This window comes from Gemmatimonadota bacterium (assembly GCA_016720805.1).
Taxonomy (GTDB): domain Bacteria; phylum Gemmatimonadota; class Gemmatimonadetes; order Gemmatimonadales; family GWC2-71-9; genus Palsa-1233.
The window spans coordinates 41,755-66,100 of the sequence record JADKJZ010000014.1; the positions used below are offsets into that span (position 1 = coordinate 41,755).

At 67.3% G+C, this 24,346-nt stretch carries 26 protein-coding genes; 5 read left to right on the top strand and 21 right to left on the bottom strand.

Translation table 11 applies throughout. The features are described from left to right. Positions 1-45: 45 nt before the first annotated feature. The 4 genes from IPP98_10340 to IPP98_10355 all read right to left on the bottom strand — a co-directional run bounded on the left by IPP98_10340 (position 46) and on the right by IPP98_10355 (position 2,516). Entirely contained in the window at positions 46-915 is an 870-nt protein-coding gene (locus IPP98_10340) for a hypothetical protein (protein ID MBL0179506.1), read from the bottom strand. Further along, a complete protein-coding gene (locus IPP98_10345) occupies positions 912-1,646 on the bottom strand; it encodes a hypothetical protein (protein ID MBL0179507.1) in 735 nt (244 codons plus the stop codon). The genes IPP98_10340 and IPP98_10345 overlap by 4 nt, the downstream gene beginning before the upstream one ends. Beyond that, positions 1,552-1,881 (bottom strand): hypothetical protein, encoded by a 330-nt coding sequence (locus IPP98_10350; GenBank protein ID MBL0179508.1) that lies wholly within the window; start codon positions 1,879-1,881, stop codon positions 1,552-1,554. Before IPP98_10350 ends, IPP98_10345 begins: the two co-directional genes overlap by 95 nt. 227 nt (positions 1,882-2,108) lie before the next feature. Beyond that, positions 2,109-2,516 carry an NUDIX domain-containing protein gene (locus tag IPP98_10355; protein MBL0179509.1) on the bottom strand — a complete coding sequence of 136 codons (408 nt, stop codon included), beginning with the start codon at positions 2,514-2,516 and terminating at the stop codon, positions 2,109-2,111. Positions 2,517-2,790: 274 nt separating this feature from the next. Here IPP98_10355 and IPP98_10360 point away from each other — a divergent pair, with 274 nt between their 5' ends. The 3 genes from IPP98_10360 (at position 2,791) to IPP98_10370 (ending at position 6,304) form a co-directional block, all read left to right on the top strand. Further along, entirely contained in the window at positions 2,791-4,074 is a 1,284-nt protein-coding gene (locus IPP98_10360; GenBank protein ID MBL0179510.1) for a hypothetical protein, read from the top strand. Positions 4,075-4,152: 78 nt separating this feature from the next. After that, on the top strand, positions 4,153-4,797 hold the full coding sequence (locus IPP98_10365) for a hypothetical protein (GenBank protein ID MBL0179511.1): 645 nt from the start codon (positions 4,153-4,155) through the stop codon (positions 4,795-4,797). Positions 4,798-4,858: 61 nt separating this feature from the next. Continuing rightward, complete coding sequence (locus IPP98_10370; GenBank protein ID MBL0179512.1) at positions 4,859-6,304, top strand: alpha-L-fucosidase; 1,446 nt, start codon at positions 4,859-4,861, stop codon at positions 6,302-6,304. 88 nt (positions 6,305-6,392) lie between these two features. On the opposite strand, the gene IPP98_10375 is transcribed toward IPP98_10370, so the two are convergent. The 13 genes from IPP98_10375 to IPP98_10435 all read right to left on the bottom strand — a co-directional run bounded on the left by IPP98_10375 (position 6,393) and on the right by IPP98_10435 (position 18,340). Then, positions 6,393-7,571 (bottom strand): exo-alpha-sialidase, encoded by a 1,179-nt coding sequence (locus tag IPP98_10375; protein ID MBL0179513.1) that lies wholly within the window; start codon positions 7,569-7,571, stop codon positions 6,393-6,395. Further along, on the bottom strand, positions 7,562-8,155 hold the full coding sequence (locus IPP98_10380) for a GNAT family N-acetyltransferase (protein ID MBL0179514.1): 594 nt from the start codon (positions 8,153-8,155) through the stop codon (positions 7,562-7,564). Before IPP98_10380 ends, IPP98_10375 begins: the two co-directional genes overlap by 10 nt. After that, entirely contained in the window at positions 8,152-9,189 is a 1,038-nt protein-coding gene (locus IPP98_10385; protein ID MBL0179515.1) for an NAD(P)H-dependent oxidoreductase, read from the bottom strand. The genes IPP98_10380 and IPP98_10385 overlap by 4 nt, the downstream gene beginning before the upstream one ends. After that, entirely contained in the window at positions 9,189-9,773 is a 585-nt protein-coding gene (locus tag IPP98_10390) for a bifunctional (p)ppGpp synthetase/guanosine-3',5'-bis(diphosphate) 3'-pyrophosphohydrolase (GenBank protein MBL0179516.1), read from the bottom strand. The genes IPP98_10385 and IPP98_10390 overlap by 1 nt, the downstream gene beginning before the upstream one ends. Before the next feature lie 86 nt (positions 9,774-9,859). Next, a complete protein-coding gene (locus IPP98_10395) occupies positions 9,860-10,000 on the bottom strand; it encodes a hypothetical protein (GenBank protein ID MBL0179517.1) in 141 nt (46 codons plus the stop codon). A gap of 3 nt (positions 10,001-10,003) precedes the next feature. Then, positions 10,004-11,455 (bottom strand): NAD(P)/FAD-dependent oxidoreductase, encoded by a 1,452-nt coding sequence (locus IPP98_10400; protein ID MBL0179518.1) that lies wholly within the window; start codon positions 11,453-11,455, stop codon positions 10,004-10,006. A gap of 40 nt (positions 11,456-11,495) precedes the next feature. After that, positions 11,496-12,545, bottom strand: a complete 1,050-nt coding sequence (locus IPP98_10405) for an inorganic phosphate transporter (GenBank protein ID MBL0179519.1) — start codon at positions 12,543-12,545, stop codon at positions 11,496-11,498. Between the two features lie 4 nt (positions 12,546-12,549). Continuing rightward, complete coding sequence (locus IPP98_10410) at positions 12,550-13,194, bottom strand: DUF47 family protein (GenBank protein MBL0179520.1); 645 nt, start codon at positions 13,192-13,194, stop codon at positions 12,550-12,552. 39 nt (positions 13,195-13,233) lie between these two features. Continuing rightward, the gene (locus IPP98_10415; protein MBL0179521.1) at positions 13,234-14,850 is read right to left on the bottom strand and encodes an anion permease; all 1,617 of its coding nucleotides are present in this window, start codon (positions 14,848-14,850) and stop codon (positions 13,234-13,236) included. Then, entirely contained in the window at positions 14,850-15,326 is a 477-nt protein-coding gene (locus tag IPP98_10420; protein MBL0179522.1) for a CYTH domain-containing protein, read from the bottom strand. The genes IPP98_10415 and IPP98_10420 overlap by 1 nt, the downstream gene beginning before the upstream one ends. 15 nt (positions 15,327-15,341) lie before the next feature. Further along, positions 15,342-15,986, bottom strand: a complete 645-nt coding sequence (locus IPP98_10425; GenBank protein ID MBL0179523.1) for a hypothetical protein — start codon at positions 15,984-15,986, stop codon at positions 15,342-15,344. A 72-nt stretch (positions 15,987-16,058) separates the two neighbouring features. After that, a complete protein-coding gene (locus tag IPP98_10430) occupies positions 16,059-16,679 on the bottom strand; it encodes a hypothetical protein (GenBank protein MBL0179524.1) in 621 nt (206 codons plus the stop codon). Between the two features lie 56 nt (positions 16,680-16,735). Beyond that, positions 16,736-18,340 (bottom strand): porin, encoded by a 1,605-nt coding sequence (locus IPP98_10435; protein MBL0179525.1) that lies wholly within the window; start codon positions 18,338-18,340, stop codon positions 16,736-16,738. 214 nt (positions 18,341-18,554) lie between these two features. Here IPP98_10435 and IPP98_10440 point away from each other — a divergent pair, with 214 nt between their 5' ends. Beyond that, the gene (locus tag IPP98_10440) at positions 18,555-19,907 is read left to right on the top strand and encodes a serine/threonine protein kinase (protein ID MBL0179526.1); all 1,353 of its coding nucleotides are present in this window, start codon (positions 18,555-18,557) and stop codon (positions 19,905-19,907) included. A gap of 3 nt (positions 19,908-19,910) precedes the next feature. Here IPP98_10440 and IPP98_10445 read toward each other — a convergent pair whose 3' ends face one another. The 4 genes from IPP98_10445 to IPP98_10460 all read right to left on the bottom strand — a co-directional run bounded on the left by IPP98_10445 (position 19,911) and on the right by IPP98_10460 (position 24,023). Continuing rightward, positions 19,911-20,879: a hypothetical protein gene (locus IPP98_10445; protein MBL0179527.1), complete on the bottom strand. Its 969-nt coding sequence runs from the start codon at positions 20,877-20,879 to the stop codon at positions 19,911-19,913. Continuing rightward, the gene (locus IPP98_10450; protein MBL0179528.1) at positions 20,863-21,363 is read right to left on the bottom strand and encodes a sigma-70 family RNA polymerase sigma factor; all 501 of its coding nucleotides are present in this window, start codon (positions 21,361-21,363) and stop codon (positions 20,863-20,865) included. Before IPP98_10450 ends, IPP98_10445 begins: the two co-directional genes overlap by 17 nt. Then, a complete protein-coding gene (locus IPP98_10455) occupies positions 21,360-23,543 on the bottom strand; it encodes a VWA domain-containing protein (protein ID MBL0179529.1) in 2,184 nt (727 codons plus the stop codon). Before IPP98_10455 ends, IPP98_10450 begins: the two co-directional genes overlap by 4 nt. A gap of 114 nt (positions 23,544-23,657) precedes the next feature. Continuing rightward, complete coding sequence (locus IPP98_10460; protein ID MBL0179530.1) at positions 23,658-24,023, bottom strand: N-acetyltransferase; 366 nt, start codon at positions 24,021-24,023, stop codon at positions 23,658-23,660. A gap of 100 nt (positions 24,024-24,123) precedes the next feature. Between IPP98_10460 and IPP98_10465 the strand changes: the two genes are divergently transcribed. Beyond that, entirely contained in the window at positions 24,124-24,339 is a 216-nt protein-coding gene (locus IPP98_10465) for a CsbD family protein (protein MBL0179531.1), read from the top strand. Positions 24,340-24,346: the final 7 nt, after the last annotated feature.

Here is a 24,346-nt window from a genome sequence, read left to right on the forward strand (position 1 = left end):
CCGATGCCGGGTCCGAGGATGCGCTCCTCGAGCCAGACGGAGTAGTCACGGCCGAGGATGACCCTCCGGATCGGCGGGAAGTTCGGGTAGGGCTTCGGATTCGGCATCGCGGCAACCGCATCCGGTGGCGAGTCCTTGATGATCATCGCCCGGATCGCGGCCAGGCTGTCTGCTGCGCCTTTCGTGGCTGGAACAGGCACGTACCCGATCGAGCGCGAGAACCGGGTCACGCCCTGGTCGTCGACCACGGTGACCAAGTGGCGAAGGACAAAAGGGAATGCCGGTCGTGCCGCTGCCTTTCGCGTAGCGATATTCGACGATGCACCTGTCGAGGGGCCGCGCAAGCAATCGCTTCTTGAACTCGCCGCTCGGTGCGATGCGCACGATGATGGCAGCGCCCGAGTCCACGCCGGCCGCCCAGCTTGGACGCGGACTGGTAGGACGGAACGACGCGGCTGCACGCAGATCGCCGCCAGGCAACACGGCCTGGGTGGAATAGGCGATCGGCAGGTCATTGCGTTCCAGCCCCAGTGACAATGGCTGCGGGAATCCCCTCACGTACTTGAGGTCGGGACCGAAGATGCTCACGCGCGAAAGGCTCGGATCGAGGGCCCAGAGGGAGTCTCCGATGAATCCGATCCGGGTCGGATTCTGGAACTCTCCCGGTCCGCCCCCGCTGCGACCGATGATGGAAACACCACCGTTTGGCCCGAAGGCCTTGAGGAGCTTCTGCTTCCGCTGGGGCACCACGATCTGGCCGCGACGTGATACGGCCATGTATTGCACCGAAGCGAGGTCCGCCTCCTCGGGGGCAATCAGCAGGTCCCGCGTGATCGTGAGGGTCTTCGGCGCCTGCGCGCTGGCTCCGAGCGGAAGCAACAGGGCGCAGGCCGCCACCGCGAGCCGGGCGATCATCGCCCCACCCGATAGCGGACGACACCCTGCACGTCGTCGGCGTCCTTGGTCAGGCCCCAGATGGTGCCGAGTTCCGCGACCTGCAGCTCCACTTCGGGTGGCAGCATGACGACGCCGACGGTCGCGCCTTTCGGGTCAAGGACCAGCCACCGATGTTCGGGCCCTGCGATTCGCTCCTCGAGCCAGACGGAGTAGTCGCGGCCGAGCACGACCCGGCGGATCGGCGGATAGGTCGGGTAGGGAGTCACCTTGGGCATCGCCGCCACCATCGGAGCAGGCATTCCCTTTTGCGATTCCTTCCGCCGTGCAAGCATGCTGTCCATCGCGGGCTTGCTGATCGTCAAAGGGGTGTACGGAAACGACCGTGCGAAGCGGGTCGCTCCCTGATCGTCCACGACCGTGACTCGATAGCTCCCTGCCTTGCCCGCGCCCGCCTCGACATCGACGGATGCTACCCCGATGGAGCCGTTCCAGTCGGTGGACACACGCTCAGGGCAGAACGGGATCATCGTGGTGCCGCTGCCCTTCTCGAAAGTGTACGAGACCTGGCACTTCGAACGGGCAGCCACCATCAACCGACGCTTGTACTCGCCCGCCGGCGAGATACGGACAAGCAGCGTGGCGCCGGAGTCGACGTCAGCCGCCCAAGTCGGCTTCGGGGCCGTCGCTCGGAGGGAGGCGATCGCGCGCAAATCCCCGCCCGGCAACACGGCCTGGATGAAGTAGCTCACCGGGGCGACTGGCGGCGCCACTCGTGGCCGACATCGGCTGGGGGAAGGTCCGGACATACTTGAAGTCGGGGCCGTAGATGTTGACGCGCATCAGGACGGGGTCGAGGGCCCAGAGCGTGTCGCCCATGAAGCCGACCCGGGTCACCCGCTGAAACTCGCCGGGGCCACTCCCCTTCTGGCCGATCGTGGTGGTCGCGCCGCCGGGGCCGAACACCTTGATCAGGTTGTCGTCCATTTGGGCGACAAGAATCTGACCCTTTCGGGGAGACTGCGACGACTCCGCTGCCCGACAGATCGGCATCGCTCGGCGGCACCAGCAGGTCCCGAGTGATCGAGAGGCTCTTCGGCGCTTGCGCCGCAAGGGAGATCGGCGACACGACCGCGGCGGCAGCCACCAGAAGCGCGAGGCGCATGAGACGCTCCAGACAGAAGGGGGAGGGTGTCCTCGAATCTACGTCGACTCTAGCCGGGGCGACGGAATCCCCCCGCCAGCAGGTTCCGGATCGGCAGGAAGAGCGGCTCTGGCAGCGCCCTCCAGTCGAACCACCGCCACTCGGCGCACTTGGTCGGCTCCAGAACCTCGGGCTCCCCGTCCGCCGCCTCCGCCGTCACGTACAGCGTGACGTAGTGCTTCCCTTCGGCCTCGAAACGATCGTTGGTCCACGGCCCGAGTGCGGGATTGGTGATGACGAGCCCTGTCTCTTCCCAGGCTTCCCGTGCGGCGCATTCCTCGATCGATTCGCCGTCCTCCAGATGCCCACCCGGGAACTGCCAGCAGCCGTCGCCATGCGACGCGGAACGCCGGAGGCCGAGGAGGACTTGGCCATGGCGTTCGATGATGACGGCGACGCCAATTCTGGGGAGGTGCATTCGGGCGGGCGGGTTGGGGGTGAACGGTGAACGGTGAATGGTAAGGGGTGAGGGGGACTTACGACTTACGACCTACGACCTACGACCTTCGACCTTCGACCTACGACCCCTAACGACCAACGACTTACACCATCCTGACATTCCCCGACAACCATCCCCCGCCAACCCCCGTCCCAAGTGATTGGTGCCTTTCCTCCCTTCAGGAGTCCTCGTGCCCGGTATCCGTTGCGCTCGTGGAACGTGTGTCCTCGTGCTGTCCCTCGGCTGGTTACCTATGCTGGCCGCGCAGGGTGGCACCGAGGCACGGGCCGCTGCCCAGCGGGAGGACCTGCTCGCTTTTGGCCGAGACTTCCTCGCCGTGGACAAGGCGTACACGCCGGCGGCGCGCGCGACGGCCGAGCAGCGGCTGGCGGCGCTCACGGCGAAGGCGGGGACGATCTCCGATGTCCGGATGGTGCTGTCGCTCGCGCAGATCGTGGCGCTCGCCGACAACGGTCACACGCTGATGGTGAGCCGCGGCTCCGCGCCGGAGATGGCGCGCGTCGGCATTCGCATTCTCCCCTTCGGCGACGACTTCGTGGTGGTCCAGGCGACCACCGATCATGCCGATCTCCTCGGCGGTCGTGTCGTCGCGATCAATGACGTACCGATCGCGGCCGTACGCGACAGCGCGCGCACGCTCACCGGCGGCATCACGTCGTGGCGCGACCGGATGGCGCCAGCCTTCCTCGAGAGCCCCGGCCAGCTGCAGGCGATGGGGCTCGGCACCTCGACGACGCAGGCGAGCTACCGCCTCGCGATGCCGGATGGCAAGAGCCGGGACGTCACACTGACGAGTGGCCAGGCGTCGCCACGGGATCGACAGGGCTCGGTGGCGATGCTCTATCCCGCGAGTGGCGCGGGATGGCAGAGTCTGTTGCCCGCCGACCGGGCACCGTGGTCGCTGCAGGGGGCGGGGGAAACGATGCGTCGGCGCGATGCGCCCGAGCTCGATGCGATGGTGATCCAGTTGCGCGCAAACGTGAATGGTCAGCAGTCGATCGCCGGCTTCCTTGCCGAATCCGATTCGTTGCGGAAGGCGGCGGGGCGGAAGCACATCGTCCTCGACATGCGGATGAATGGTGGCGGCAACCTGCAGCTCACGCGCGACTGGATGCAGTCGATCGTCTCGAAGCTCCCGGCCGACGGGCGCGTCATCGTGCTCACCTCGCCGTGGACCTTCTCGGCGGCGATCTCGTCGGTCGGTTACCTCAAGCAGGCGGGCGGCGATCGCGTCACGCTGGTTGGCGAGGCACCGGGCGACCGGCTCAACTTCTTCGCCGAGGGGAGTCCGGCGGCACTGCCGAATTCCGGGGCGATGTTCCTCGTCGCGAAGGAGCGCCACGACTATCAAGGCGGGTGCAAGGCGTACACCGACTGCCATCGGCCAGTGATGGCCTACCCGATCGCGGTTCCCAATCTCGATCCGAGCGTGCCGGCACCCTGGACGGCGGCGGCCTATCAGGCGGGGCGCGACCCGGGGATGGAGGCCGTCGCGAGGGTGCTCGGGCACCCCTGACGCATTTCAAGTGCGCGAGTACTCTTGGGGGCGGCTCCCTGCATTCAGGAAGCCGCCTCCTTTGCCTCCGAGTCTCTCATGCGCCGCCTCCGAATGAACGTCGCCTTTGCTGCCCTCGCGCTCGGCCTGACCGCACTTCCGGCGCAGCAACGCACCCCGCCAGCGAAAGTGAAGGTGAGCGCCGTCCTCACCGCCTTCCTCGTCGACTCCGGGATCCGGACCACCGCCCTGCCGTGGACCACGGGTAGCGCCCTCCCGATTCGCTGGGCCACAGCGGCCCCCGTTGCGGTGGCCGATGCGCGCCTGATCAAGGCCGGCACGACGCAGGCTCGCGAAGGCCGATTCCTCGGCACGCTGGGCGACAGCGTCGCACTCTGGATGCAGATCACCCTGCGCGGCTCCGCAGTCGGCTTGACGGGGATGTCGATCGCGCTCGATTCCATGGAGATCACCGGACCACGGGGGAAGGGCGGCTTCTTCCTGACGCGGGAGATGATCGAGCAGGCGCTGAAGAATGACGGCCTCGCCTTCCAGCCGCTCAAGTGCAATCGCGAGACCGAAGGCGCCTCCTACGGCAATCTGGTCGACGCGGTCAAGGCGCCCGGCAAGACGGCGTCGGGCCTCTGGTGGGAGTGGCACCTGGAGTCGCAGAACCTGAAGGTGTCGCTGAGCATGCTGTATCGGAAGGCGGAGATGGCGCAGGTGGAGTGCTATTCGGGGTGATGGGTGATCGATGATCATCCCGTTTACCCTTCACCACCCCCACCGCACCTCCGAGTCGCTGATGCGCCGCCTCCTGCTGCCCTTGCTCCTGCTCGCGACGCCAGTGTCGGCGCAGCACCCGCAGACGTACGTGCCCGACCCGGATCCGGTCGCGCGGCAGAAGATCGCCGAATGGCAGGACCTGAAGCTCGGGCTGCTGATGCACTGGGGCCCGTATTCGCAGTGGGGGACCGTCGAGTCGTGGTCGATCTGTTCCGAAGACGTGGGATGGTGCCGGAGCCGCCAGCGTGACTCGATTGGCGTGTATGACGCCTACAAGCGCGCGTACGAGGGGCTACAGACGACGTTCAACCCGACGCAGTTCGATCCCGAACGTTGGGCCCAGGCAGCCAAGGACGCGGGGATGCGCTACGTGGTCTTCACCACCAAGCACCACGACGGTTTCTCGATGTACGACACCCGGGAAACCGACTACCGAATCACCGGGGCGAAGACGCCTTTCTCGCTCAATCCGAAGGCGGACATCACCAGGGGGGTGTTCGATGCCTTCCGCGCGCAGGGCTTCCTGATCGGGGCCTACTTCTCGAAGCCGGACTGGCACTCGCCCGACTACTGGTGGCCCTACTACGCCACCCCGGACCGCAACCCGAACTACGACATCAAGAAGTACCCCGAGCGGTGGGCGCGCTTCGTGGCCTTCACGCATGCGCAGATCCACGAGCTGATGAGCAACTACGGTCGGGTCGACATCCTCTGGCTCGATGGCGGCTGGGTCCGGCCGCTCGCCGACTCGACGATCCGCGCCGCGATGAACAAGCCCGACTACACCTTCGAACATCTGCAGAGCCAGGACATCGACATCCCGAGGCTGGTTCAGGAATCACGCGCGCTCCAGCCGGGGTTGATCGTGGTCGATCGCGACGTCCCTGGGCCGTACCAGAACTACCTCACCCCCGAGGCGCGCGTCCCTGCCACGGCGCTCCCCTATCCGTGGGAAGTGCCGATGCCGATGGCGAACAGCTGGTCGTACGTCCCGAACGACCGCTACAAGTCATCGCACGTGCTGATCCAGATGCTCGTCGACGTGGTGGCCAAGGGGGGCAACCTGATGCTCAATATTGGCCCCGGTCCCGACGGCACCTGGCACGATGCGGCCTACGATCGGCTCGCCGCGCTCGGTGCCTGGATGAAGATCCACCAGGCCTCGATCTACGGCACCAAGCCGCTCGGGCCGTCGCTGGAGGGGAAGTTCCGCTTCACGCAGTCGAAGGATGGGATCGGCTGGGTCAGCTATCTCCCCGCCGAGGGCGAGGCGATGCCGCGGGAACTCACCGTCACCACGCTCGCTCTCCCCAAGGGGGCAACGATCACTCTGCTCGCTGCCAACCGCACCATTCCGTGGGTTCCGGCCGGCGCGGGCTTCACCATGCGGATTCCGGCCGGCGTGAACGCGCCGAATGCGGATGCGTGGGTGTTTCGGATCTCCAGGGTGAACGGTGAACGGTGAACCGGACCGGGTGAGGGGTGAGGGGTAAGGGGTAAGGGGGGTGTGCCCCCTCACTCCTCACCCCGCGCGGCCTTCGGCCGCGCCCCGTTCACCGTTCACACCGCTTCACCATCCCCCGCACATCCACTCTCCGAAACGAAATCCACTCGTAGTCCCCACGCTCGTACAGCACGCCGACAGTGTTTCGGTCCAGCATGGTGATCGTGGAGTAGGCGGACCGACCGGCGTCGATCACCTGTGAGGCGGGCCACGTGGTGCCGTCGTCGCAGGAGAGGCGCAGCGTCAGGTTGGTGCGCTGCGTCGGGTGGGCAGTGTTGCTGAAGAGCAGCCAATGGGCGCGCGCAGTGTTGGCCTTGGCGGTCGGATCGAGGCGGAGGATCGCGCCGTTGTTGGCCGGGTCGACGAGCGTCGAGTCGTCGTGGAGGGGACCATACGTCACGCCGCCGTCGGTGGAGATGGCGACCTTCCGGAATCCCTTGGCGCGGCTGTTGAGCATCACGCGGCCGTCGGCGAGCTCGACCGTCTTGTTCTCGTCGACGCCCGGGCCCACCAGCGAGCCCATTCTCCACGTGGCGCCATGATCGTCGCTGTACGCCGACGCGCCATAGTTGCCGCCGCGAAAGCGGACGACGTATTGCTGGATCAGGCGGCCGGCGTGCGGCCCGTGCTGCAGCTGGATCCCCGCCCCTGACGACGCGAAGAGGCCGCCCCACGCCGGGTCCTTGATGGCGGCGGTGATCCGGCGATGCTGCCAGCTGCGGCCGTCGTCATCCGACCAGGAATACTCGGCGTGCAGCACATTCGGGTCGGCATCGTCAACGCCCGGCCCCGCACCGAAGAAGCCCTGCTGATGGGAGGCCACGTAGAAGAGGAAGATTCGCCCCGTCTGGCGATCGACCAGTAGCGACGGATCGCCAAAGCCCAACGGTGCGCTGTCGGCGCGTACCACCTGCCTCGGCGTCCAGTGCGTCCCGCCGTCGCTGCTCCGGCGTACCAGCACCGCGATGTTGCTCGGCACATCGGCCCCGCTGGGGCGGCCATCGTAGGCCGCGATCAGCGTTCCCTTCGTGGTGACCACGAGCGCAGGAATCCGATAGACCGGGTAGCCCTCGCCCTTGTGCTCGAGGTCGACCGCAGGGCCTTGGGAGGCAAGTGGCAGCACGACGGCGAGCAGGAGCGATACGAGCCCATGCAATCGAAACGCCGTGTGTGTATGGGCGACGCATGCGTCGCCCGTTGCCCGCCTTGCAGCGAACCTCAGCCCCATCGCGCCAGCCGCAGCTCCAGATGCCGCCGCACGTCGCGCCACTCGCTCCGGAGGATCGAGTAGAGGTGGCTGTCGCGTACCGTCCCGTCGCGCCGTGCCATCTGGTGGCGAAGGACGCCGTCCAGCTTGGCGCCGAGCGCGAGGATGGCGCGTTGCGAGCGGAAGTTGAAGTTGTCGGTGCGGAGCCCGACCACCGCGCAGCCGAGGGTGTCGAAGGCGTGGCCGAGCAGGAGCAGCTTGCAGGCCGTATTGACGTGGCTGCGCTGCGCAGAGGAGCCGTACCAGGTGTAGCCGATCTCGACGCGATCGATGTCACCCACGATGTCGTGATAGCGCGTCGACCCGACGATTGCGCCGGTCTGCAGATCGCGGACCGCCCACGGCAGCATGTGGCCGGCGGCAGCGCCATCGATGGCGTGGTGGATGTAGTCGGCCGTCTCGTCCGCGGTCGGCACCGAGGTGTACCACAACTCCCAGAGCTTGCCGTCGGCGGCTGCGGCGACCAGGCCGTCGTGGTGCGCCGTGGTGAGCGGCTCGAGCCGTACGCCGTGTCCCTCGAGGGTGATCGGCAGCGGGTGGATCATCCGTCGCTCCTTCGCAGGGCGGTGAGGAAGGCGGTGAGGGCCTCGTCGAGACGGGCCGCGAGCGGGGCGTCTGCGAGCAACGACGCCGGGGTGAAGCGCTTGTGAGGCATGGGCACCGTCAGCGCCGGATCGGCCACCAGCGTGGCCGACATCGTCCGGAGAATCTCCACGAGCGAGGCATGGGCAAACTCCGACCTCGGCGAGATGTTCAGCACGGCCACCGGCTTTCCCGGAAAGTCGGTGGAGCTTACCAGCCAGTCGAGGGCGTTCTTGAGCGAGCCCGGCAGGCCGTGGGCGTACTCCGGGGTCGAAATCAGCAGGCCGTCGGCGCCGGCCACAAGGTCGCGGAGCCTCGCGACCGCGGCTGGCGGGATGTCGCCCGAGCCGTCGAGGTCGGGATTGAAATGCGGCAGCGCGTCGAGCTCGTCGTACAGGGCGATGGTCACGCCGGGCGGGGCCAAGGCCTGCACCACGCGGAGCACGGTCGTGTTGGACGACGCGCCGCGCAGCGAGCCGGAGATGGCGAGGAGGTGCAGGGTCGGATGCGAGGTTGCGAAGGGCTCGTCGGCGAAGGAGCGATACGGCCGCTTCACCAGCGAAGAGTTGTAGTACCGCCGATCCCCGGTGACCTCCGCGCCGAGCCACGGCGGCCGCTCGAACGCCTCATCTTCCGCACCGAGCTCGATCTCGGCGACCACCAGCCCCGCGTTCTCGCCGAAGAACTCGTCGACCTCATAGGTGTGCGGTCCGGCGGCCACCAGGTGGCGGATCTTCTCGATCACCCCCGGTTCGGCGAGCGCCAGGAGCGCCTCGGCCTCGTCAATCGGGATCCCGCGCTCCCATTCGTAGCGCGAGACGCCGGAGGCACCGGCTGCCCCCTTGATGGTGAGGAAGCCCTCGTCGCCGGCGATCCGCACGCGCACGCTCCGCCCGGGCACCGAGGAGAGGTACCCCTGCACGATGCGTGTCTGTCGATGGCTTGCGGTTCGCCAGCCGTCGTGCACCAGAAACTTCCGTTCGATCTCCTGCGGCATCAGGCCGTACCGTGGTCTGACGTGATCTTCTCGCGGCCGCGCACGACGACCTCGTCGAACATCCGTTCGAGTGCGGCATTCGTGCCCCGACAACCATCGATCACGCGCTCGGCCCAGTCGAGGTACTCGAGGCGTCGCGCCACGCTCCAGGTCGGCGGCGGCTGGTTGGTCACGTCGACGACATTCACGATCTTGTCGCCGAGCTTCACCAACTTGGCTGCGGGCGACGCATCGCGGGCGTGCTCCACCTGGAGCAGCTTCCGCTCCTCCTTGGGGAGCGCCTTGTTGTCGGTGACCTCCGCCACGATCCGGGCGACCGCCGTTCCGAAGTGGTCGGCGAGTTCCTGCGGCGTGGTCTCGGTGTCCTCGACCGTGTCATGCAGGATGGCGGCGACGAGGACAGTCGAGTCGGTGATCTCGCCAACCCGCGCCAGCAGCTCGGCCACGGCGATCACGTGGTTCACGTATGGCGAGGCCTCCGCGTCCTTGCGCCGCTGGTCGCGGTGCTTGTCGGCGGCGAAGGCGATGGCGCGGAGCAGGTCGGCGGACGTACTGATGGCGGCCCCCGGAGAACGGTTGAGCATCGATCATCGATCATCGATGATCGATCATCGAGGGCCGTTCGGCAAGACTCCCCTGGGATCGGATCCAGGGGAGCCGCCGGCGGAGGTCAATCGTGGCTGCGTCGAATCACTCCCAGCATCTTCAGGTTGATGGCGACGAAGCGCCACGCCTGCCACGGGAAGAAGGTCCGCATGAAGACGGTCCAGCGCGTCGGCATGATGACATGGGCATGCTTGGCCGAGGGCATGGGTTACTCCGGGATGAGGGACCACCCCGGACGGAGGCGGGCCTTGTGAAGGAAGAGATGGTGCAGGATGATCTTGATCCAATGTCCGGCCAGTCCGATCTCGCCGAAGGTCTGCTCGAGGTCGCGGCCCGTCTCCGGAAAGCGCTCGAAGTCCGGGACGATCGGGTAGACGATCATGGACGCGGCCGTGCCGGTAAAGGGATTGGCGCCGGCCGAGGCGACGCACGCGGCCCCCATCCGGGCCATCGACGCGGTGTGCAATGGACCCGAGCGTCCCTGGATGATGTCGACGATGCTGCGCGCAACGGTCTTGCCGATGATCGCCGACGGCATCCCTGTGCGCGGTGGTGCCGGCGCGATCGCCGCGCCGCTTGGCGACGTGTACGGCCTGGAGATCGCATGCGGAGGCGCGAACGCGATCCCGGCGGCGAAGATGTTCGGGTAGGCCGGTGATTGGTAGGTATGGGGCCAGTCACTGGCCCGCCAATCGGCATACGGCTTGGCCGTGTAGTCGGCATCCACCTTCATGAAGCCGTTCGGCTGGAAGAGCCGATCGGTGATGTCAACACCCTGTCGGTCCATGGCCGTGAGGCCGACGCCGGAAAAGGGCGGCAGCAGCATCGCGAAGTCGAACTCCTGCTCGCCGATGGTGCCGTCGACCGTCTCATAATGGACGCGGCCGGGCTCGACCTGCAACGGGTGCGCGCGCGTGATCCAGTCGATGCCGCGCTCGGCGAAGAGCGAGGCGTTGAACATGCTGCTCGGCGTGATGTAGCCGCCGGCATTGAATTGCATCCCGCCCATGCCGAAGTCGCCCAGCTCGTACTCGTTGGTCAGCCAGACAATCTCGGCGCGATCCCGTACGCCGCGCGCGCGAAGCTCGAACTCGAGGTTGACGATGTACTCGAAAGCCGCCCCCTCGCAGGTACAGGTCCCGTGGCCCACACCCACGACGAAGCGCTGCTTCTCGCCGCGCTTCATCCGCTCCACCGACTCGCCGAAGGCCCGCGCGGCATCGGTGGCATGGTCCGCGGTGCAGACGGAGTGGCTGTTGGCGTCGGGGCCGAGCCCCGGGGTCCGATCGAAGCGCAGTTGCGGGCCGGTCGCGTTGATCAGGAAGTCGTAGGGGACACGGACCCGCGTCTCGGGGTCGCCACCGGTGGGGGCCACCAGGACATGCGGCGTCGGGTCGTCGAGCGTCCCGTCGGGGTGGATGGCGCGCGCGGCGCCGTGGACGAACTCGATCCCGGCCCGCTCGTACACCGGGCGCAGCGGGAAGGTCACCTGATCGGCGCGCATCAGGCCGACCCCGACCCAGATGTTCGACGGAATCCAGTTGTAGAAGTCCTTGGGAGACACCACCGTCACCGTGTCGCCCCGATCCAGCCACGTTCGCGCAAAGGCCGCCGCCGTGTGTCCCGCGACGCCCGCGCCCAGTATGACCACTCGACTCATGATGCCACCTCCATTCCGGCGAGTCCGACGCCCACGAGGGCTACGGTCTGGTGACCACCACCTGCTCGAAGACGTTCTGTACCACGAACAACAGGACGAAGCTCATCCCGCAGGCGATGATCGGCGTGAGCACCCAGCCCACTACCACGCGCCCGAGCGTGCCGTACTGCAACCCCTTTCCCCCCTTCACCAGCGCAATCCCCATGATGGCGCCGATGATGGCCTGCGTGCTCGAGACCGGCACCAGCGGCGGTGCGGGGAGGCCGATCGAGCGGATGGCGTGTTGCAGTCCCTCGGAGGAGAAGACAAAGAGCGCCAGGGTGTGCGCGAGCACCACGATGAGCGCCATGATCGGGGTCAGCTTGAAGATCTGGCTCCCGACGGTGCTCATCACCCGATACGAGTCGGTGAAGATGCCGACCGAGATCGCCACCGCCCCGAGCAGAAAGAGCTGCTGCGTGCCGGTGATCTTGATGGAATTGCCGAGCCACAGCTCCCCGAACGGCGACGCGGGGACGAAGACGCCCATCACGTTGGCGATGTTGTTCGCGCCCAGCGTGTAGGCACCGGCAGCTCCGACGAGCACCAGACCCGCGCGGGTATAGGCATCGAGGGAGACCAGGTGAATCCGACTGTGCCGCAACCACCGCCGCGCGCCGAGGTAGAGCACGACCGCAAAGGCGCCGGCGAGCACGGGGGAGACCACCCACGCGCTGACGATCTGGACCAGCGTGCCATGGTCGGTTGGCGAGCCGGTGAAGAAGTTCCAGCCGATGATCGCGCCAATGGTGGCCTGCGACGTGGAGACCGGCAGACCGGTTCGGCTCATCCACGAGACGGTCAGCCCCGCCGTGAGCGCCACCGTGAAGGATCCGGCGAGGGCGTTCACCGCGCCAAGGGCACCGACCGTGTCGGTGACCCCGGCCCCGCCATACACCGCACCGATGGTCACGAAGACGCTCGCAATGATCGCCGCCGTCCTGAAACGGATCATCCGGGTGCCGACCGCGGTCCCGAAGATGTTCGCGGCGTCGTTGGCACCGAGCGACCAGCCCAGGAAGAGACCGCTCAGCAGGAAGAACCAGATCATCGGGTCACACGTACCGCTTGATCGCGGCGATCGCGAGGCGGTCGCAGACGTCGTCGGCGTCCTCGGCGATCTGCTCGGTGTGCGCCACGAAGTACCGCAGCTGATTCTTGTGGCTCAGTCGCAGGTCGCGCTGGAATGCCGCCCTGACATAGGTCTCTGCCAGGCGATTCACTTCCTCCCGCAGCCCCTGGGTCCGGGCAATGTGGTCGCGCACGGCGGAGAGATTCCGGAAATAGGCACGGCAGCCACCCACCATCGCATCCACCGCCGCGATTGCATTGTCGGCCAGGTCGAGGAAGAGCGGGTTCAGGTCGTCGAGCAGGGCAGGGAGCTCGATCGAGAAGCGCAGGAGCGTGGAGGTGACCACGTTCAATACCTCATCGGCGCTCTCGAGCAGGCCGAGCACATCCCCCCGCGATTCGGGGATCAAGGTGTGGAGATACAGCTTGCTTTCGATGCCGCGTCGCAGCGTGTCACCGCGCCGCTCGATGCCGCGGAGCTCTTCCAGCCGCTGCTCGAACTCCTCGAGCCGGTGGTCGAGGAAGCACTTCACGCCCCGGCGAAAGAGCAGGCCGCCCTGGAGGATCAGGTCGAGGTACTCATCGATCTCGGCTTCGAGCTCACGGCTCTGGCGGAAGAGGATCGTCATCGCAGGGTACTCCTCGGGGGGCCGGGGGTGAGTCGCATGCTAGAACAGCCCGAACACGCCGTTCGGGGTGATCCCCAGCAGGCGGAACCAGCTTTCCCCGGCCAGAATGATGACCAGCCACGAGATCACCATCATGGTGAAGCCGAAGCGGAAGGTGTCGGACAGGGAGTAGCGATCGGTCTCGTACAGCAGGGCGGCCGGCTTGCTGTTGAACGGCAGGACGTAGACATGCTCGATCAGGAAGGCGACCGGGAGCGCCAGCGAGACGATCGAGTAGCTGAATCGGCCGGCCACGCCAATGGCGATGGGAACGAAGATCATCGCCCGCATCGTCTTCGACTCGAAGACCAGCGCGCTGAAGAGCATCACGGCGGTCAGCAGCAGGTAGAGCACCCAGAACGGCGTGTGGTTGCCGATGCCGAGGTGATCGAAGCCGGCGTTGACCGCGATCGACGGGAGGTCCGTGGCGTCGAAGCCGGCGCCAAGGGCATAGGCCCCGGCCGAGAAGAGCATCAGGTGCCAGGGGATGTCGACCTCGTTCCACTGCACGATGCCCCAGCGCGGCAGCAGCGCGACGATCGCGCCGACGAACGCCACCGCGGTCGGGCTCACGCCATGCACGCGGTCGGTGGCCCAGAGGGCCAGGATCACCACGAAGATCAGGGCGGCGCGAATCTCCTTCCCTGTCAACCGTCCGAGGGCCGTGTACTCGCTTTGCAGGCGTGCCATCCCACCCGGGATCTGCGGCAGCCGTTCTTCCGGGGCCAGCGGGAAGAAGACCTTCATCGCCAGGAGGTAGCCCACCAGCATCAGGCCGACCATCACCGGGAACATCGCCATCATCCAGTCGCCGAAATAGATCGTGCTGCCAAGCGCGCCACCGATGATCGCCGCCGCCAGCAGGTTGGCCCCCGATCCGGTCATGAAGGCGCCGGCGCCGAGGTTGATGCACAGGAGGTTCTGCAACACGATGCTGCGGCCGAAGTTCGTCCGCGGCCCGCCGGGGCGCGCACCATAGATCGCCGCGATCACCATGAAGAGCGGCAGCAGGATCGCCGCCTTCGCCGTGGTGGCCGAGACGAATGCCGAGAGCAGCAGGTTGAGCACGATGAAGACGCGGAAGACGGAACTCGCGCTATGGCCGAAGCGGAGGATGAGCCAGAGCGCCATCCGCTTGGCGAGCCCGGTGGCCACCAGCATGCTGGCCAGCACGAACGACATGATGTTGAGCCACATCACCGGGTGGCCGAGCTGCGCGTACGCCTCCTTCTCCGTGAGCACGCCGGTCAGCACCAGTGCACTGATCAGCATCAGCGACACGAGGTAATTGGGGAGGGCGACCGTCCCCCAGAGCACCATCGAGGCGAGGAAGATCGCGAAGAGGAGGCCCAGGTTGTGGCTGAACAGGGCGCCGCCGTCGGCGGCGAACTCCTTCCGGGCCAGCTCCGAGGTGAGCGTGGCGGGGTCGATGTGCTGGAGGAAGGGAAGCTGCACCAGAAAGCCGAAGACGACGAACAGCACCAGGGCGAGCGGGATCCCGAGCTGCGCCATCCGCCGCTCGACCGGGCCCTTGGCCCGCACCGGCAATGTCTCGATGCGGTACTGCCGCATGTCGAGCGGATCGGCGAGCTCGGGTGCTGCCGCGTCTCCCCGCATCACGCGCTCGGCCAGTGGCGGTAGGGGTGCTTCATCAATGCCGAGTTGTAGTAGCGCGGATCCCCCGTCACTTCGGCGCCGAGCCAGTCCGGCCGCTCGAACGGCTCATCCTCGGCCCCGAGTTCGATCTCGGCCACGATCAACCCGTCATTGTCGCCGTGAAAGACGTCCACCTCGTAGGTGTGCTGGCCCGCCGGCACCAGGTAGCGGATCTTGTCGATCACCCCGGGCTCGCAGAGTGCCAGGAGCTGGTCGGCCTCGACCGTCGGGATCTCGCGTTCCCACTCGAAGCGCGAGGCCCCGGAGCTGTTGCCGATCCCCTTGATGGTGAGGAAGCCCTGATCTCCCTTGATGCGCACGCGGACGGTCCGCTCCGGCACCGAGGAGAGATAGCCCTGGACGATCCGGGTGTGTCGCGATGCCTGTCCCTCGAAGCTGCCGCGGACGAGGAACTTCCGTTCGATCTCTTGTGCCATGGCGCGGCGCTCCGGCTATTCGTTGGCCAGCGGCATCGGGAGCATCCCGATCACCCGCTTGATGGCCTGGAGGTAGTTGATGTTCTCGAGTCCCGTCATGTGGGTATCGACGATCGTCCGCTTCAACGCCTCGATGTCGGTGGATTCCGTCGCGACCGAGACGACCCGCGCGCCGTTGATCCAGACCACCGCATACTCGCAAATGGTGTCATGCACCAGGTAGCCGAAGCGCTGCTTCCGGACGCGCACGGCGGCAAGATCGGGATGAGCCCGCACCAGCGAGAGGAACGTGGCATAGTCGCAGGGACCGTGTGGCAGCGTCGGCACCGCGACGTGGAAGGCGGGAAACACCTCGGTCCGCAGCACGGCGGCCGGCAGCGGGAATTCTCCCTTCATGAGGGGATTCCACTGCTCCAGGCCGCCCACCGATTGCACGAACGTCTTGATGTCCATCTTGCCGTCGCGGATCTTCGTGTTGTTGACGTCGTTGCCGCGTGACACGATGTATATCTCGTCGGAGCGCCGTTCCCAGACCTTCTCCGGCACCGGCACCGAAAGGCGGCCGAGGCGGTGATGGACCAGGTCGAAGTCCTGTCCGAAACTGCGGAACTCGAAGCGCGGGGCGGAGATCTCCCCGATCTGTGGTGCTTGCCCTGACATGGTGGCACTCCCGATCGCTGGGGAAGGGCGGTGGTTCCCCGCCCGGGTCGGGCGGGGAACCGGGACTGGCCGTCAGTTCGGCGGGGTCCCTTCGATCACGAGATTGTCCAGGCGATGATTGCCCGATGCGCCGTCCGCGCCGGTCCCGACAAACTTGATCCGGAAGCGGAGGTTGGCCTTGTTGTTCACGGCGGTGATCGCCGAGAGGTTGATCGTCTTCACCATCCACTCCTCGGTCACGTCGAACGCTGCGCCGACGATGACCCAGGTCGTCCCGCCATCCACCGAGTAGTAGAACTCCTCCTGCGCCGCGCCGGCACTCGATCGTTGCACCGCGTAGCTCACCACCAGCTTCTCGTAGCCGGTGGATGGGGCCACGATGATCAGCTCGCGCGTGTTGGCCGGATTGCGCGGCCGGAGGCCGAGGCCTGCCGGCTGCGCGAGCTGCGCGTTCAGGTCTGACCCCGGCGAGACCTGATCCATGTAGCCCGCACCGGTGCCGGGGTAGGAGATGTCGGTGCCGGTCAGCTTGCTCACGTCGGCCGGGATCGGCGCGGTGAGCGTCCCCGTGGGCAGGGCGTTGAAGTGCCAGTAGTGCACCATCTCCGATGCCTTCGGCGGGAGTGGCGGGAGTGCCAGGTCGTCCAGACAGCCGCTGGTCCCCAGGCCAAGCAGGGCGACCGTAAGCGTCATCCAAGTCCGTGTCCGTGTCATGACTGCCTCGTGGTTATGCCGCATCCTGGCGGACATCAGAAGGAGACCTGCACCCGAAACGCGAGCACCCGATAGTCCTCACCCGCCTTGCCATCCTTCTCGACGATCAACTGCGGATTCGGGGTCTTGGCGCCGGTCGCGGTGGTGCCGACATTGAGGCGACCACGGCCGTTGGCATACCGGTCGTTGTTCACCAGCGAGTAGTTGACCATGAACTTCACGTTGTTGTTCGGATAGAAGTTCATCCCCAACGTCCACGCCTCCGACCCGCCGCCCTGCACGAAGGCGCCGAGGTCGGTCAGGTTGATGTACTCGTAGCGTGCCGCCAGTTCGAGGTCGCCCCAGCCGCGTCCGAGACGGGGCTGCGTGAACTCGCCGTCATTGGCGTTGTACTGGTAGCCTCCGCCGAAGAGCAGGCGACTGGCCGCCACGTAATGCCCCTTCAGGTCGGCCACCGCGATCGAGTCCACCTTGCTGGTGATCGCGGCCGTGGTGTACTCCCCGGCCACCTTCCACCCCTTGTAGTAACCCGCCGCCTCGAAGTTGGCATGCACGGCATGGTCCACGTTCTGGATGCGGTCGGTGTCGACGTACTTCCGCCGGTTCACGTTGGCTGGCCCGCGGACGTCGAAGCGCATCGTGCCGATGTCATCATCGAGCTTGGCGGTGCGATACGACTGCGCCAGGCCGAAATGCAGCCCCTTCGTGTTGTCGCCAGCGAACGGCATCAGGATGATCTTGCCAGTCAGCGAGTAGCCCTCATCGGCGCCGAAGTCGGCGTTGTTGTCCTTCCGATTCTGGACTTCTTCCCACCCGCCGACATCCTGGAAGTGCACGCCACCCGCGGCGAGCAGCCAGCCGCGACTGTAGACCACGTGGGTGCCGAGCGTCCGGGCCGGGGTCAGGGCGCGGGTCACCATCGGCCGCTCCATGAACGTCAGGTAGCGACTGCTGGTGTTCTGCTCCATCGAGAAGACTTCCTTGAAGTTGCCCCACTTCACGTTGAAGTTCCGATTCGGCATGTACATCAGGTAGGCGTCCTTCAGATCGGCGCGCGAGTCGGCAAAGTCCATGTCGAGCTCGCCGTACCAGTTCTCGCGGAACTGACCCTTCATCGCCATCCGGGCGCGCCGCACCTCGGCGCCGCTGCCGTTCTCGTTGAGCTTGTCGCCGGTGATCAGCGCCCCGTCGATGTTGAGTCGGACGTCGAACCAGAAGCGGTAGACGCCGTCCTTGCTCTCGAAGACCATCAAGCCGTCACGGGTCTCCGGGACCACCGGCTTCCGGTCCACGACGACACCATACTGGTTGTAGCGGATGGAGGAGAGCAGCAGGACGTCGATCGTGGTCTGCCCGGCGACGGTGACCTCCGCCGCGTCGTAGTCCGGGTGGGACACCACCAGAATCTCCGACGAGAGGGCGGGCATCTCGATCCGGAAGGCGCCGTTGGCGTCGGTCCGGACGGAGATGGTCTCGTCCTTGAGGTGGACCACCGCGCCCGCAATGGGAGCCGACACCTGAACCGGGGCCCCGACCATCACGACCGGGCGGGAGCGCACCGTACCGGCGACGGTTCGGCTCTGCGCTGCGAGGGATGTCGCACTCACCAGCATCAGCGCTGCCGTGAGAAGTTTCTGCACTGTACGCATAGTCACCCTTCCTGTGCTGGAGCGTGAAACAGCCAATCCTCCACGGGGAAGGATTGGCTGGCACAGATGAAGGAATGATGAAGATTGCGGGAGGGGAGCCTCAACTGCGCCCGACGCGGCCTGCGGGGGGCAGCCGCAGCTCCTGATCGCTCCCCCACCCCGCGGCCCTATCAGTAGATTGGGGCATGCCACGCCAGCCGCCCGCATGACGATCGATGTCGCCACGCTCCAGGCCCGACTGACCGCCTCGCTCCAGGGGGAGCTCGAGGTGCTGGGGGTCCTCGGCATTGGGGGCTTTGGCGCCGTCTTCCGGGCACACGATCCGGTGCTCGGGCGCGACGTCGCCATCAAGGTGCTCGACCCGGTCGGCGGCCTTTCGACCGAGGCCCGCGATCGCTTCCTCCAGGAGGCGCGCGTGGTCGCGACCGTCGAACACCCCCACATCGTCCCGCTCTATGCCGCCGAGGTGCGCGACGGCCTGCTTTGCCTGACGATGCGGATGGTGCCGGGGCGCTCCCTCGCCGATCGCCTGGCCGCTGAACCGCGACTCGAGCCGGGCGAGGCGCTCCGCGTGGCGCACGAGGTTGCCCAAGCGCTCGCCGCGGCGCACGCACGCGGCGTGGTGCACCGCGACGTCAAGCCGGAGAACATCCTCCTCGACGCCGATGGGCACGCCATCGTGACCGACTTCGGGATCTCCCTGGTCACCGGCCGGGAGAGCGAGCGCACGCCGGGCATGGCGATTGGCACCCCGCAATACCTCTCGCCGGAGCAGGCGCTCGGTGAGGAGGTCGACGGTCGCGCCGATGTCTATTCGCTCGGCGTGGCGCTCTACGAGATGTTGGCAGGCCGGCTTCCCTTCACGGCCACCACGACCGCAGGGATCCTGGCCAAGCAGATCCTCGAGACGCCGCCCGCCCTCGGCACGCTGCGCCCTGAACTGCCGACCGCGCTCGTCGCCGCGGTTGAGCACGCGATGGCCAAGGCGCCGTCCGCACGCCCTGACGGGAAGGCGTTTGCCGCGGAGCTCGCCGCGGCGCGGACGCCGGAGGCGCTGCTTGCGCCTGCCGTGGTCAAGCGCAAGCGCCGCTGGCGGCGGATTCGCCTGATGGCGGTCATCGGTGTCACGGCCGCGATCGCGCTCGGCTTCGGTTTCTGGGTGATCGTCCAGCTCTTTCGCGGCTTCAGCGGCGGTGTCCTCCCCGACCTGAGCGCGGTCGGTTCGAGCGTGCCGCCGGCACTCCTCGAGGAGGCACGGGCCGACGGCTCGCTGCAGGCCGGCGAGCTGGTGCGCTACGCCTTCGTCCCCGGCAACTCCGCGTGGAACGAGGGGCTGCTGCTGACCAAGGACGCGGTGATCCGGCGCACGCCGCAGGGGCCACGCCGGCATCCGCTCGGGGACTTGAACATCAATCTCTACTTCAACGGCACGACCCGTGGCCTGATCATCATCGACCCGGCCACGGGTGTTCCCGACACGCTCTATCGCTCGCTCTCCGGCGCCGAGCTCGGCGCACTGACCTCCGCGCTCGCGATCGCCAAGGACTCCCTGAAGTAGCGGCTACTCCCTCACCCGTCGCCGCAGCGCCGTCAGCGAATCAGCCGGAAAGCCCGGCGGCCCGCTGAGCGAGACCCGCACGTCCCCGGCCACGAGCGATTGGACCAACCGCACCTCGGCCTCCCCCAGCCGATAGACCACGCGCACCGAGCCGCCGCCCTGCTCAAAGCGCAGCGGCACCAGCCCGTCGATCAGGCGAAGCTTGCCACCCATCGCCTCGCTCGCCGTGGTGAAGGAGATCGTGTCCACTCGCGCGATGTCGATCAACTGCTTCGTTGCCACGAGGTCCCGCGCGGCGAGATCGCTCCGATTCCCACGTTCGGGCGCCGCGGCCCGGCGTGCTTCCGCGGCGCCCAACGCCAGCCCGCCCCCGCTTGCAGCGCGTGGGGCTGTTGCGACGGGTGCAGCGGCCGGCACCGGTGCGGCAGCGCCGACCGCCACCTGCTGTTCCGCCGAGGTCGACTTCGCCGCCACGTCGTTCCGACGATCGGCGAGTTCCTGTATTGGTGCCGCCGGCGCTTCCCGCCGGCCACGTACGACTGGCACCGGTGCCACGACGCGCTCCGGGGCGGCCGGCGGTGCGGTGATGAGGGTAGGCGGCACCGCGCCGATGGCGTCGGCAATCGGTGAATCGACGCGTACTGTGGGCAGCACCTGCTGCACATCACCGCGTGCGTACCAGCCGGCGCCGACCGCCACCGCAATCGAGGCCGCCCACGCCAGCTGACGGATCCACGGACGCGATGGGGCACGCAGTGGCGTGACGACCTGGGCAACAGGCGCAGCCACCGGTGGATCGTCCAGCAGCTCGACCAGCTGGTCACTGAAGTCCACCATCTCGCGTGCAGCCGTGAGCCGCGCGCGGCATTCCGCACACGATGCGAGATGCGCTTGCAGCGGTGGCAACTGCGTCGACGGAATCTCACCGTCGAGCAGTTCGTGGATCGTGCCGTCGTCAAGATGCGATGTCATGGCGTCCCTCCCCGGCGCGGTAGGCCTCGACCAGCTTCTGGCGGGCGCGGGAGAGCGTCGTGCCGACCGCTCCCCGGGCCAGTCCCAGCGTGGCCGCAATGTCGTCGTAGCTGAATCCTTCGGCCTTGAGCAGCAGCGCGTCGCGGTCCCGCGCCGAGAGCTGGTCGAGGGCCGCACGCACCAGCGCCTGCCGATCACCGCGCTCCATGGCGTCGTCCGGCGCCTCGAAGGCCGCCGGCTGCTCCGCCTTGTAGAGCACGAGCCGTCGCTGTTGCCGGACGTCGCGCCGCCCTTCCTCGCGCACCAGGTTGAGTGCCACGGCGAAGAGCCACGGCCGCGGGTTGCGCGGTGGGGCGGCCACCGCGCGCGCAAAGACCTCCTGCGCGATCTCCTCCGCGCGATCCACGTCGCCCGTGCGCCGCGTGAGCATGCGCACGAGCGAAGCGTGGTATTCGCGGAAGAGCTCTCCCACCGGTCCGGTCATCGGCCGTCGAACTCCGTCAGGAAGCGGTCGAGCGCACCGGCGCTCCACGTGGTCAGGCCACCCTCGGCGACCTTCACCGAGGTGTGCCGACCGGCGACAATCACCGGGGCGTCGAGGCCGAGTGCCTCGGCGAGTGCCGGCCGCGCCTTGGCCAGCGCGAACCAGGCGGGCGAGAAAGGGGCGATCGTCGTGACCTTGAACGAATCCTGGTGGTTCACGTCGGTCCAGACGTTGCCCCGCTTGGCAAAGATACGTCCGGCGAGCCGACGGGTGGCGGCGGCCTCAGTCCGGCCGACCGCTGCCCCGATCAGCTGGCGTGTGGCGACCTGATCGCGTGCATCGGCGAGCGTGTTGCTCTTCGCCATCGCGGCATCGCTGCGGGCGCTCTCGAAGGCACGTTCGCCGGTCATCCGCCGCGCCTCGGCCGCACCAGCGGGTGCTGCCGGAAGCACGGGGCGACCACCACCCATCGCCACGACGCCGGGTTCCTGCACCAGATACGAGGTGTACTCGGTCAGGATGCCATAGCGGAGGCCGAGGTCGCGGATCTGCCCGATCAACTCGGGCGACGACCCTTCGAGGCGGAGCTGGCGGCTCAGTTCACCGATCCGTCGCCCGGCCCAGAGCGGGGCGATATAGTCGTTGTCCGAGGACTGGCGATCAAAGTGCCCAGCGAGGCTGAAGCGCTCCCGGCGACCATCGCGCGTCCCTTCGATCACGACCGGTCCATCCCCGGCGCCGCGATAGCGTGTCAGGACCACCAACTCCTCGCCGTAGAAGAGATCGGGGAGGGCGGCCGGTGCCTGGTCGAGGAAGCGCACCGGCGCACTCACAATGCGCAAGTCGGAGAGGGCGGGGCGCGACAGCTTGCTCATCACGCCACCGACGGCATCACCGACATCCGCACCCGGCGCGACATACGTGGCCGAGCCGCGGCCCTCGACGGCGAGCCGATCGAGCAAGTAGGTGTTCACGTCGTGCCCGACACCAAAGGTGAAGATGCGGTGCCGGCCGATCCGTCCTGCGGCGCTCGCCGCAATCTTGTCGGGGGCATTCTCGCCGACTGATGGCAGGCCATCGGTGAGGAAGAAGATCAGCGACATCCGCTCCGCGTCGGCACGCTCGGCGAGTGCCGCATCGAGGGCGCCCTGCAGGTTCGTCCCGCCGGTGGCGTTGAGGCCGTCGACGAACTCGCGCGCCTGGCGGAGATTGGCGGGCGTCGCCGTGGCGTAGCCGTCACGGAAGGGACGGACGCCGCTGCTGAAGGCAATCAGTCGGAAGCGGTCGCGCGCGGTGAGTGTGCCGAGGGCCTGGCGCAGCGCGGTGCGCGCCTGCTCCATCTTGTCGCCACTCATCGAGCCGGAGACGTCGACCACGAAGGTCAAGTCACGGGCGACGACGGCGTTGTCACTGGCTGGCGGCGGCGAGAGGAAGAGGAGGGCATAGCCATCTTCACCTGGGATCGCGTGAGACAGCACGGTGCCACCGACGAGGCCGCGGCGGAACGGCAGTACGAGGTCGACGTCGCCGCGCACCGGCGGCGTGATGGTGATGCGGAGCGTACCATCACGGCGACTCTGAGAGATCGGATGCGTCGGTGAGTACGGGGTGGCGTATTCGCCCTCGCGCGCCACGTCAAAGCGCACCGCCACCGGCGCGTCGCCGCGCAGCCCGGCGGCATAGCGGAGGTGCAGGGCATCGCCGTCGCGGGCCAGGAGCTGGTTGTAGCGGAGGATCACGGTGCGGGTCTCGCCGGGCTGGATCGGGAAGACCTGCGCGCGGATCAGGCCGTGACCAACGAGGGTGATCAGCGCGGGATCCTTGAGCTGGCGGACGATTCCCTCGTAGATGCCGCGGGCCTGATCGGCGGGCATCATCTCCCCCTTCAGCTCCTTCTCGCCCTGAAAGAGGGAGAAGTCGGTGAAGAGCGCCTCACCGGGCATCGGATAGTGGTAGGTCCCTTCGGCGATGCCGCGGCCGGTGTTGCGGAAGCGCTCTTCAACCTCGAAGCGGGCGATCCGGCCGTCGATGGTCACGCGGACCGTGGAACCGACGCGTTCGATGGCGGGAGAAGAGCGGACGGGGCCTGGGCCCACGGGGCGTTCATCGATCCACCCCTGGGCGGCCAGCGGCGCCAGCGGGAGGAGGGCAAACAGGAGCTGCGGAATGATGGGTCGCATCGGGTTGTCCCGGTTTGAGGTGCCGGGAGATGCGTATGGGGGGGAAACGTGCACACGGGGGGTCGGCGTCCGAAGGGGTGCAGCATGCTGCACCCGTACCTTCTTGGCCGGGCGCTATCCCCCCTGGCGCACATCGCTATAGCTGGGGGTCCGGTCGAAGATCGCCTTGGCGAAGGGGCAGAGCGGGAGGAAGCGCTGGTGGTTGGCGCGTGCCCATTCCACGGCCGCCGCAACCAGCGCCTTGCCGAGGCCAGTGCCGGCATGACTCGGCGCGACCTCGGTGTGCTCGATGATCAAGTGCGAGGCGTTCATCCGGGATGTGACGAGCTTGCCGGCGATGGTATCGCCATCGTGTGCCGTGAAGGTGCCGCGGTGGCCGGACTCAGTGAAGCGGATGTCCATGGGTCTGTCCTGCGCCAAGGTGGTCGGGTCGATGATCGCGCGGACGCGTGGCACCGAATGCGCGGAAAGGCGGCCCATCTGGCTTCCTGTTCCAACGATGGACGCGTTGCATCATGCGCCTGTGCGCGTGGTTCGCCCTCGTTCGTTTACCATGTACATCTCTGACATGGAGCACATGATGAACAAGGACATCATCGCTGGCAACTGGAAGCAGTTGCGTGGCAAGGTACAGCAGCGCTGGGGCAAGCTGACCAATGACGAGCTCGATGTGATCGCCGGCAAGAAGGACGTTCTGGTCGGCAAGGTTCAGGAGCACTACGGTCAGGCCAAGGAAGAGGCGCAGCGCGACGTGGACGAACTCTGGGAGTCGGCGGACGACGAACTCAAGGGCTGACGCCGCC